Genomic DNA, 8,723 nt, shown 5'->3' with positions numbered 1-8,723 from the left:
ATGGTGTGGCGACCAAGTATCTCGTCAATTACTTGGGTTGGCGACGCATGCTAGAGCGGTATGCAAAGCGTATTCAGCCCGAGTTTTGCCTGCAAGAGGCCGTTGGGCGACCCCTTCAACAGTTAACGGGTACATAGCCTTAACTAAGCCCTATTTGGCCGTGCGCAGTTAACTGAGCCACGCGGGGCGCCCGAGCGACGCATCAGCCATCACACGCACACAGCGCGCGGCGCAAAACCGCCGCTAACGCAGGCTGCGCAAGTGCACAAAGCCAAACGCCAGCACTTGCAAGCGCTCCAGCCAGGGTTGCGGACGAGCCTGCAGGCGGCGATTGAACAGCAGCATTTCCACCACGTGGGCGATCAGGATGATGCCGGCCAGCCAACCCAGGCGCCCGCCCAGCGGCTCCGGGAAAGGCATCAGCACGTTGACCAAGGCGGCCACCCAAAACAACAACAGTAAGGCTTTAGCAAGTTTCCAGATCGGCATTTTCAATTCCTCAATTTTTTATAATTTTTCGACGCAATAAATTGGCGCCAAATTTACCGCGATCAAACTAATCGCAGATGAGTGCTCTGCGCCCCCTCCCAGGCACAGCCAAGACGCCCTGCTGATTAGACCGCGCCTTAGTTGGCAGACTGGCAAACAGCAGTTGATAATTCAAATGCATTTACCGCCTGAACTCCATGAGATAGCCGCATGAATGACCTGCGCCAACTCCGTCACTTTGTTGCCCTGGCCGAACACGGCCATTTCGCCCGCGCGGCCACCGCGGTCAACCTCAGCCAACCGGCACTCAGCCGTAGCATCCAGGCCTTGGAAAGCAGCCTCGATTGCCAGTTGCTGGAGCGCCCCAGTCGCGGGGTGAGCCTCACCGCCCACGGCCAGTTGGTACTCGAACACGCCCGCCGCTTACTGGCCGGCAGCCGCGCCCTGGAGAATGCGGTTAGCCAACTGGGCAATCTGCAGGCCGGCGAGCTGCATCTGGGCTGTGGCCCTTACCCGGCCGCCCGGCTGATCCCGCAGACGCTCGGGCAATTCAGCGGCAGCTTTCCCAAAGTCCGCGTGCAGCTACTGATCGACGATTGGCGCAACCTGCGCCGGCGTCTGCTCAACGATGAGCTGGAGCTGTACGTGGCCGACATTCGCGAGTACGGCGCCGACCCGCAGCTGTGCGTAATCCCGCTGCAGCAATACCCCGGAGTGATTTTTTGCCGCCCTGGTCATCCCCTGCTGAGCAAGGACCCCCTGGAGCTCAACGCCTCCCTCGCCTATCCACTGGCCGGCACCTCACTGCCCACGGCAATCAACCAGACCATGCAAACCCTGACTGGCCGTGCCCACCCGCTGACGATTGAGTGCGACAACTTCATGGTGCTCAAAGCTTTAGTCAGTGCCAGCGATGCCCTGAGCATGGCGCCTTGGGATGTAATCGCCGAGGAAGTGCTCAGTGGCAGCCTGGCCGTGCTCGATCTACCCCTGGAGCGTTTGGCGCAAAGTTCGGCCTATGGCCTGGTCAGCCGCAGCGGCCGCAGTTTGTCTCCCGCAGCCCAGGCCTTCAGCACGCTGCTGCAAGAGGTCGACCAGCACTGCGCCGCCCTCTTGCCCGCCCATAGGGATCAGTCCAACCGCTGAACCGCCGGCATCTGCCAGCTGCCCTGCAAGGCCGCAGACTTGGGCCAATACAGGCGCATATTGAGTAAAAACGGCCCTTGCGCGGTGGTCGGCAGCCAGTTGCTACGCTGCTCGGCGGCCGGCTCAGTGGCTTGCAGGTAGAGGTCCAGGGAGCCGTCGCTGTTAAAGGCCAGGGGGTCGCGATCGCCCAGGGCAAAGCGGTTCAGTGGGTTGGCGACCAAGAAGCCATCCTGGTCGTAGACGGTCAACGACCAGAAGGCCTTTACCGGCGGCAATTGCGCGGCGCTAAAGTGCAGGCGATAGCGCTGGCTGCCGTCCAGCAGCTGGCCCTGGCCATCGACCTTGGTGTTGGGATACATGGCATCGTCCGGGGTATTGGCGGCCAAGGCCATCATGGCCACTCCCGCGCGCAAGGGGTAATTGTTGCCGTAGTTGCCGATATCCGCCGGTGGCGTGCTCCAGCCGTTAACCAGCGGCCCACCGGCCGACCAGCCACTCTCCAGACGCCAGTTGGCCAGCCACATGCTCAGCTTGACCAGGCCTTGCTTAAACAGCCCCCAGTCGGCCGGCGCGCCCAGTGCTTGTAGTTGAGCCATGGCCGCCGCGTCGCCGGCGCTCGGTGGATTATTGGCCAGCAGCGCCTGCAGATGACTGAAGAACTGCTGCGCCGACATCGCGCGCAATTGATACAACGGCACTGGCGGCTTCTCGCCGCTGGCCTGCCGGGCCGGCGCGGTGGGCGTCTTGCCGGCTTGCCAGTCGGCCAGGCTGCGCAACCGGTATTGATCCTGCTGAGCATGTACTAGCGGATAGTCGGCGCTGCCATTGGTCTGGGTCCGACCGACCAGCCAGACCATGTTGGTGGGCGCGCGCAACAGGCTCAGGCCCGGCGGCAGCTCACCCTGCCAGTTCGGGCCGACCAGCAGGTAGGCGCCACTGGCGGGAATCCCGGTGCGAGTTCCGGGCGAGGCAAAGACATTGGTCCAGGCGTCCATCAGCGGCATCAGGTAATAGCGCTTGGGGTCCTTGGGCAACTCCAGCACCTGTGGACCCTGCTGCAGGTTCAGCCAGGCACTCGAATACAGGGTGTCGAGATTCGGCCGCACCACGTCACGAAAGTCGGCGCCGGGAAATTCCCGCAGATGATTCAGCTGGTTCTCCGGCCCGCGGATACTCAGGTACTGCCGGGTGATGTCCATCATCACCAGCGGGTAGCCAAATACATAGCTCTCGGCCGCCCGCCGAATCTGCTCGCGCTGGCTGAACAACAGCCCGCCAAGCACCACCAGCACCAGGCACAGGCCGGCAAACAGCGGTTTCAACCAGCCGTGCTGACGCGCAGGCAACGCTTTTACAGAAATACTCATAGCAAATCCTTAGAACACACAAGCAAAGGGAAGCGAACTGGGCTCGCTCTATTATTGTTTTCTTCAGTACACCCCAGGCCAAATGCCCAGGACGGTGCAGCAATTTCAACACGCCAGCTTAGCGATTTGGCCAGCCCCTGACAGCTGCGCCAAACAACAGATAATTGATCAAAGCGGCAACGTGCCTGAAGGATGTTGCACGCCATGCTGACCTCTTATTTCAATCACGGGCCGCAGTCGCGACGATCAAATCACGCTCGATCAACCAGAGGCGATCCTGACCCCACTGCACAGGACAGTTATCGACCCGAAATGACGGCACGCCCCATAGCCCAAGGCTGAACAACTCTTGTCGATTAGCCTCAGCCACCGCCCGCCACGATTGATCCGCCAAGGCCGTGGCCACCACCTCGGCATCCAACCCGGCGCGACTGGCCAACAGCTGCAGGCCCGCATCGCTGCCGGCGTCGATGCCATCGGCAAATACCCCCTGCAAAAAAGACTCGGCAAACTCGCCGCCCTTGCCCAAGCCAATCGCCTGATGCAGCACCGCCAGGCCACGCTCGGTGGGCGCACCGAGCGGGTCGGCGATATCGCCAAAGCGCAGGCCCAGCTGCTCGGCCTCACGCTTGCTGTCGCGAACTATATACAGGCGCTTCTCCAGCGGTACCGGCAAGCCGCGCATGGCCATCGGCAAGACAAACCGCAGCTGCAACTGCGCACCATAGTGCTCCGCCAATTGCCGCACTCGCGCCACCGCCAAGTAGGTATAGGGGCTGCGAAACGAGCAATAAAAATACAACTGTGGCTGCGCCGAGCTGGTCGGCTTGGCCCGGCATTCGACCCGCGGCAACGGCGCCAGCCAGGTCAGGGTGCCACGCGCCAAACCGGCGCCGCGCAGGCGCTGCTCTAAATAACGCAGGCGATCAACGCCCCAATAACTTTCACCCTCAAAAAACAGCGTGGCGCCCAGGTAATGCCCCAGCTTGCGCCGCCGCGCCGCCGCGCTGCTCAAGGCCAGCTCAAGCTCCGCCGGGCTCACGCTGGCGGCGCGTAATTGCAGGGCCGTGCAGTCGCCCGACCAGAGCGCGCGGCTGATCTGCAGCAGCTGCTCCAGCGCATCACTGCGCCCCAGCACCGCCAACGCGGCCTGATTGGCCAGCCGCAGCTGTTCGGCATTGGCCTGAATGGCGTCGGCGCTAAACTCCAGACCCAGCTGCCGGGCCAATTGCGCGGCATCGCGGCGTGACCAATCTCGCAAACGCGTCGGCTCGGGCGCAGCCGCCGTCGTCGGTGGCGGCACCAGATGCACGGTCAGTTGCACCCGGTATTGACGCAGCAAGGGCGACAACAACTGCAGCAGCAAATGGCTGTAAGGGTCATCGAGCTGATGGCAATACTCCAGCTGCGCCGCACTGCCCAGCAGCACCCGTGGCAGTGCGGCCAACCAGCGTTGGCCGGCCCGCAAGCGGCGGCTGGTGATGAGTTGGGTGAAGCCCCTGCCGATGAGCACCTTCATGCTTTGCTCCGTGTTGATCGACGCCAATAAAGCCCAGCGCCAAGCAGGGCCAAAACCAGCAGTAATAATCGCCAGGACACTATGCCCCCTCCAGGGTGGCGATCAGCCGCGAATCGAGCAAGGCGGCGCTGCGGTGGTGAACAATGGCCTGGTACTCAGGCGAGCCGATCATCTGCAAAAACGCCTGTTGATGCGGATACTTGACCAACAACACCTCGTCCCAACTTTCTCCCGCTGGGGCGATCAGCGCGCACTGGGCACGCCCCAACCAAATCGGCTGACCACCGACTGCCGCCAGTAACGGCATGATCAAGCGCGAATACTCGGCATAGGCCTCGCGCCCGGTGCGGCCCGACTGGTCGCTGGCCTGCGGGTTAAAGCGCAGTAAATTAAGCATCACCACCGGAGTGTCGGCCGGTAGCTCAGCAGCGAATTGCGCAAGGCTCGCGCGAGTGGGATCTATGGCGGTGATCAGGGACATCAGCATGACTCCAAAACATATGGCCGTAGGCCTGAGTTACATCCGCGAGCTTAATTCGATGGCTTTCGAGCCAGCCGGCAGACTGACAAAATCGCCATCGATACCCACCTTGATGGCGCCGCTAAAGATCGTCGGCGCCTCACCCAAAAACAGGCTTTGCATGCCCGGTAACGGCAGTGCCGGGACTATATGATTAAACAACAGCATGCCCACGCCAGCGTCCCTGGCAATCTGTGCGGCCTGCTCGGGGGTGGTGTGGTAGTCGACAATATCGACGAACACCTTGGCCAGATTCGTCCGTCCCGCCTTGGCGGCGCTGCGTTGCAACACGGCGGTCAATTGTGGCGCCAGGCCTTCGTGCAGCAACAAATCGACCCCTTGCGCCTCGCGCTGCACCGCCGCCGATTTGCGCGTGTCACCACTGATCACCAGAGTGCGGTCCTTGTAGCGAATGCGGTAACCCACCGAGGGTTCCACCGGCGAATGTTCAACGCTGAAGGCGACTATTTGCAGGTCTGGCTGATCGATCAGCACCACCCGCTTATCCGCACCGATGGCGGCGAAGGTAATGGCCTGACCGGCAAAACCACTGGACGGCATCACCGCCGTACCGTGGTGCGCGATCCGATAGCCCTGGTCCTGGCGGTAGGCCTGGGTAAAACCGTCGACCACCGCCTTGACCCCAATGGGCCCATAAATCGGCAAGGGCTCGGTGCGCGCCGCCGTGCCCCAACGCTGCAGCATCAGCTCGCCAAGACCGCCAATATGATCGGAGTGAAAGTGAGTCAGAAACAGCGCATCGATCTGCCCCGGACTGAAGTGCATGCGGTTGATGTTGGCCGCCGCCGTGGTGCCGGCATCAATCACAAACAGCTGTTTGCCTGCGATCACCAAGGTGCAGGGACTGCCGCGCTGCTCATCGGGAAACGGACTGCCGGCGCCGCACAGGCCCACATGCAAACCGTCCGGCAAGGCGGCCAGTGGCTGCTCGGCCAGGCGCTGATCGGCGACTCGCTGGATAATCTGCAGGAGCAACGGTCCGCGATAGGCATAGGCCAGTGCACTGGCGCCAGCCAAGAGCAACAACAGCCACCAACGACGACGAATTAGCACATTAGCCCCCGGACCACGACCTTAAGGCAGCCCTAATTTACTCGGCCTGCATAGTGTGAAACTTCGACTATAGTTTTGACACGCAGCATGCCAATATGTCAACTATCAACCGCCCAAGCGTTGCTTATAATGGCCGCTGAATATCAGCCAATAAGCCAAGCCCAGGCTTAGTCGCGCAATGTGCTGCAGCCGTAGATAGCTACCCAAGGAAATTGTGCCGTGCCTCGCCAAACGCCGAACGATCCGCCCGCCATCGCCGACGGCCGCCGCGCACGAACCGCCGCCAGCCGCAGCAAAATAGTCTCAGCCTTTATCGAACTGGTGCGTGAAGGTGCTATGGCACCCACCGCCGAACAAGTCGCCAGCCGCGCCGAGGTCGGCTTGCGCACGGTGTTCCGGCATTTTGACGATATGGAAACCCTGTATCGCGAGATCGCCGTCGAGCTGCGTGGGATGATAGTTCCACTGTTCGACAAGCCCTTTAGTGCCTGCGACTGGCAGGGCCGCCTGGAAGAAATTGTTGAGCGCCGCGCCGCAGTATTTGAAGCGATTTTGCCGTTCCAGCTGGCGCTGCAACTGCACCTGCATAACTCGCCATTCTTGGCCGACAACCAAACCCACTTTGTCCAGCAGCAAGGGGCGATGCTGCTGCAAGCGCTACCGCCGGCGCTGGCGCAGCAACCACTGCTGTTTGATGCGCTGAACCTGCTGCTGAGCTTCAGCGCCTGGCGCAGGCTTAGGCGCGAACAACAACTCGACGTAGCGGCGGCCAAACAGGTGATGCGCTTTAGCGCCCTGACCTTGGCCGGCGCCTGTCAGGCAACTAAGGCAGGACGCGATCTGTAATTGTTAATTCTGCCAGTACACATACTCGTCTTCAGCAGCCTCGGGCTGGGCCAGGGTCTTGTCGACCATCACCGGCATCTCGATAAACGATGGCCAGGCCGGTGGCTGCATTTGCGCATTGTGGGCCGCCAGCAGCGCCTGCAATTCGACGACTTTCGCCGGTTGGGCTGTGGCCAGGTTGTGCTGCTCGGTAGGGTCGTCTTGCAGGTTGTAGAGCCAGACCTTGTCCGGCCGCGCCGCCTGCTGCAACTTCCAGTCGCCGGCGCGCACCGCTTGATAACTGCCGTCGCGCCAGAACAAGTTGCGTGGCGGCTGCAGCGGCGCAGCGGTGGCTAAATAGGGCAGTAAGTTAACCCCATCCAGCGGCCGATCCGTGGGCAATTGCCCGCCAGCGGCGGCCACCACTGTCGGCAAAATATCGCGACTGGTCACTGGTGCCAGATAGCGACTACCGGGCGCAATATGTCCCGGCCATTGGGCGACAAAAGGCACCCGCAGCCCGCCCTCAAACTGGGTCAGCTTCCAGCCGCGAAACGGTTTGTTTAGCTGCGGCAAACCCACATAGCCGGGACCGCCGTTATCGCTGGTAAAAATGACAATGGTGTTATCTTCTAGGCCCTCATCGCGCAGCGCCTGCAACACTTTGCCCACGCTGCGGTCAAGCGCCCGAACCATGGCGGCATGCACCCGCTCGGTGTGATCGGCAATACTGCTCAGGGCGTCGTAATCGGCCTTGGCGGCTTGCATCGGCGTGTGCACGCCCCAGTGGGCCAGGTAAATAAAGAACGGCTGATGACGATTTTGCTGAATCACCGTCACCGCCTCATCGGTCAGGTAGTCGGTTAAATAGTTGCGCGGCTCAAACCAGCGTCCCTCGTTATAACTGACGGCAAAACGCATATTCGGCCAGAGGAAGGCATCAATAGGGTCAAAGCCGATTTTGGCGTTGACCACATTGGGATCATCTTCCGGCAGGTACAGACCGCTTTCCATGTACAGGCTTTCGTCAAAGCCTTGGTTGTTCGGACGCATCTCGGGGGTACCACCCAGGTGCCATTTACCCAGATGCACTGTGTGATAGCCGCGGGTTTTAAGCATTTCTGCCAGGGTGATCTCGCTGGCCGGCACGCCCAGCTCATTGAAGGAGGCGATTCGATCCGTCACCTCGGGGTGAGTAATCACCTCGCGCAGCCGCTCGCCCCCCAGCTCCAGCATCGGCGCCACCTTGGCCATGGCACCTGGGGTGGGGGTGAACTCAAAACCAAAGCGCGAGGCGTAGCGCCCGGTCAGCAGCGCCGCCCGCGAGGGTGAGCAGACTGCGGCGCTGGCGTAACCCTGATCGAAACGCACGCCAGCCTGGCTGATGGCATCAATATTGGGAGTCGGCACACCCTGGGCCGTCAAACCGCCGCCAAAGGTGCTGACATCATTGAAGCCCAGATCATCGGCCATGATCACCACCACATTCGGTGGGCGCGGACCGGTCGGCGCAGTGCCAGGCCCGGCCTGCCAGGGCACTGGGTGATTGGCTTGCCGCGGATGCTGCAGATCGGTCATCAACCCCAGGGCATGCAGCAAGATGGTTTTGCGCGCGGCATAGGTGCCGGCGGCCAGGAGCGCCAGTACCGCCACACCAATCAATAGAACTTTGCCCAGTTTCATTAAAGGCTCTCCAATAGAAGCACGGCAAGCAGGTCCAGCAATATTATGGCGCGCTGAATGCCAATACAAGCCAGTCAAAACGCAGCCGCGACATTCAGCC

At 61.4% G+C, this 8,723-nt stretch carries 8 protein-coding genes and 1 pseudogene; 3 read left to right on the top strand and 6 right to left on the bottom strand.

Annotation, left to right across the window (positions count from 1 at the left end; translation table 11 throughout):
• Positions 1-137, top strand: a pseudogene (locus Q8R10_RS08915) (IS1595 family transposase); the annotation flags it as partial.
• Between the two features lie 106 nt (positions 138-243).
• On the opposite strand, the gene Q8R10_RS08910 reads toward Q8R10_RS08915, so the two are convergent.
• On the bottom strand, positions 244-489 hold the full coding sequence (locus Q8R10_RS08910; protein WP_305652958.1) for a DUF1145 domain-containing protein: 246 nt from the start codon (positions 487-489) through the stop codon (positions 244-246).
• A 210-nt stretch (positions 490-699) separates the two neighbouring features.
• Here Q8R10_RS08910 and Q8R10_RS08905 point away from each other — a divergent pair, with 210 nt between their 5' ends.
• The gene (locus Q8R10_RS08905; RefSeq protein ID WP_305652956.1) at positions 700-1,635 is read left to right on the top strand and encodes a LysR family transcriptional regulator; all 936 of its coding nucleotides are present in this window, start codon (positions 700-702) and stop codon (positions 1,633-1,635) included.
• On the opposite strand, the gene Q8R10_RS08900 is transcribed toward Q8R10_RS08905, so the two are convergent.
• The 4 genes from Q8R10_RS08900 to Q8R10_RS08885 all read right to left on the bottom strand — a co-directional run bounded on the left by Q8R10_RS08900 (position 1,620) and on the right by Q8R10_RS08885 (position 6,115).
• Positions 1,620-3,002: a DUF1254 domain-containing protein gene (locus Q8R10_RS08900; protein ID WP_305652955.1), complete on the bottom strand. Its 1,383-nt coding sequence runs from the start codon at positions 3,000-3,002 to the stop codon at positions 1,620-1,622. The two genes, Q8R10_RS08905 and Q8R10_RS08900, sit on opposite strands and share 16 nt — an antisense overlap.
• 220 nt (positions 3,003-3,222) lie before the next feature.
• A complete protein-coding gene (locus tag Q8R10_RS08895; protein ID WP_305652953.1) occupies positions 3,223-4,521 on the bottom strand; it encodes a DsbA family protein in 1,299 nt (432 codons plus the stop codon).
• 79 nt (positions 4,522-4,600) lie between these two features.
• The gene (locus Q8R10_RS08890; RefSeq protein ID WP_371133305.1) at positions 4,601-5,002 is read right to left on the bottom strand and encodes a DUF1330 domain-containing protein; all 402 of its coding nucleotides are present in this window, start codon (positions 5,000-5,002) and stop codon (positions 4,601-4,603) included.
• A gap of 36 nt (positions 5,003-5,038) precedes the next feature.
• Positions 5,039-6,115, bottom strand: a complete 1,077-nt coding sequence (locus tag Q8R10_RS08885; RefSeq protein ID WP_305652951.1) for an MBL fold metallo-hydrolase — start codon at positions 6,113-6,115, stop codon at positions 5,039-5,041.
• Between the two features lie 219 nt (positions 6,116-6,334).
• On the opposite strand from Q8R10_RS08885, the gene Q8R10_RS08880 reads away from it, so the two are divergent.
• Positions 6,335-6,961: a TetR/AcrR family transcriptional regulator gene (locus tag Q8R10_RS08880; protein WP_305652949.1), complete on the top strand. Its 627-nt coding sequence runs from the start codon at positions 6,335-6,337 to the stop codon at positions 6,959-6,961.
• 3 nt (positions 6,962-6,964) lie between these two features.
• Here the strand turns inward: Q8R10_RS08880 and Q8R10_RS08875 are convergent, their stop codons facing one another.
• Positions 6,965-8,623, bottom strand: a complete 1,659-nt coding sequence (locus Q8R10_RS08875) for a sulfatase (RefSeq protein WP_305652947.1) — start codon at positions 8,621-8,623, stop codon at positions 6,965-6,967.
• Positions 8,624-8,723 lie beyond the last annotated feature (100 nt).

This window comes from Pseudomonas sp. (genome assembly GCF_030698175.1).
Classification (GTDB): domain Bacteria; phylum Pseudomonadota; class Gammaproteobacteria; order Pseudomonadales; family Pseudomonadaceae; genus Aquipseudomonas.
Note: the sequence above shows the minus strand (reverse complement) of the source record. Positions and strands in the feature narration are given on the sequence as shown.